This window comes from Paracoccus thiocyanatus, assembly GCF_900156255.1.
GTDB classification, from domain to species: domain Bacteria; phylum Pseudomonadota; class Alphaproteobacteria; order Rhodobacterales; family Rhodobacteraceae; genus Paracoccus; species Paracoccus thiocyanatus.
Genome location: NZ_FTMK01000056.1, coordinates 1 through 1,809, shown reverse-complemented (window position 1 = coordinate 1,809; position 1,809 = coordinate 1). Strand labels below are relative to the sequence as shown.

The window sequence follows — 1,809 nt, the reverse complement described above, 5'->3', positions numbered from 1 at the left end:
GACCAGACTGCCTCTGGCAAAATACTAGCTATTGAGAAATCGGGTAACCAATGAATAACCAACCTAAACCAGACTCCAAGACCTATGATGACCTGATCTCTGATGTGAAAAAGGGGATCATAAAGGTTCCAAAGTTTCAGCGAGATTTTGTTTGGGATTTGAAGGCGACCGCCAAGCTTTTAGATTCAATCCTGAAGGGCTATCCCATTGGGACATTTATTCTTTGGGAAACCGATCAGCGTATCAACGATATCAAAAATATTGGTGGCTTTGACCTTCCGGAAACTCCACTTGGGCGAAATGTTCAATATGTCCTTGATGGACAGCAACGGATCACCTCGCTTTTTGCAGCCTATCTCGGCGCCAAGATCAAAAAACCAGGTGAAAAGAAAGTCACAGACTATAACGATATCGTGGTGAACCTTGAGGAAAACCTCGAGGAAAAGGAAAAAGATATTGTTACCGTCAAGGATGAAGCCGAGATCGCTATTCCTCTACATGATGTGCTGAACTTCGATTATCAGATGGGCAACGAGCTGGAACAGCGTGGGTTTGACAAAGCCCAGATCAACCAGATCAGTGCCTACTCAAGCGCCTTCAAGACCTATGCCTTCTCCACAGTCACCTTGCGCCAGAATGACATCGAATCCGCAATCGAGGTCTTCACTCGCATTAACACGGGTGGCAAGGTCTTAACCCTGTTCGAAATCATGTCGGCAAAGACCTATGACGAAGCCAATGACTTCGACATGCAAGCTCGCTGGGAGCAGTTCCAGAAGAAATTGAATGATCGCAAGTATGAGAACATCTCGCCGTCTGTCATCTTACAGATCCTGAGCCTTATCATCAGTGAAACACGAGAATGCAAGCGTAAGACTATCTTGGGGCTTGAGAAGGCTGATATCCTCGAAAAATGGGATGACGCTATCTCTGCCATCGAGAAGACGATTGACTATTTCCGCACCGTCTTGCGCATCCCTGTGTCGCAACTCCTGCCCTATGACACGCTCATCGTGCCGTTTGCTTACTTTTTCCTGAAAACGGGCAAGGCACCCAATGGACAGCAGCGTAAGTACCTTGAAGAACTGTTTTGGCGGTCGAGCCTGTCCCTGCGATACTCATCCGCCACAGAGTCAAAGCTGGCAGCGGACATCAAAAAAGTTGACCTCATCATCGATGGTCAGCGCCCGCCCTACCCTGAGTTCAAGCTCTACATCAATTCCGCACAGGATCTCAAGGAGACCGATTTCTCGACCGGCAATGCAATCTGTAAGTCGATCCTTTGTATCCTAGCCTATTACGAACCCAAGGATTTCGACAGCAACGGGAAAGTGCTTCTGGATAACTCGTACCTGAAAATTGCCAGCAGCAAGAACTACCACCACTTCTTCCCTAGGGCCTATGTCCGCAAGCATGGAAGTGATGCTGAGACACCCTATGCAAACTCGATTGTGAACATCACCTTGGTCAGCGCAGAGTTGAACAAGAAACGCATCGGAGCCAAGGCACCCTCCGTCTATCTGGCAGATTTCGCAGACGAAAATTCAGAGCTGAAACATGCGCTGAAGAGCCATCTCATCGAATTGGATGATGCCTCTATCATCCAGAATGACTTCACCGCTTTCCTGAAAAAGCGCTCCGAGGCTCTCTATGCCGAGATACTGAAGCGGATAGAACCCTCTGAGGCTTCCACCAAAATTGACCCTGTGCATGAGATGATCCTGGAAGGCGAAGGTCAGCTGGTCGAGTTCAAGTCTACTCTGCGCTATGACATGCGCACCGGCGAGGTAAACAAGAAGCTCGAACATG

1 protein-coding gene is annotated in these 1,809 nt (G+C 48.4%); it reads left to right on the top strand.

Annotated elements, in window-relative coordinates:
- Positions 1–50 precede the first annotated feature (50 nt).
- A partial coding sequence (locus tag F3H32_RS17590) for a DUF262 domain-containing protein (RefSeq protein WP_149766943.1) occupies positions 51–1,809 on the top strand: 1,759 nt, incomplete at its 3' end.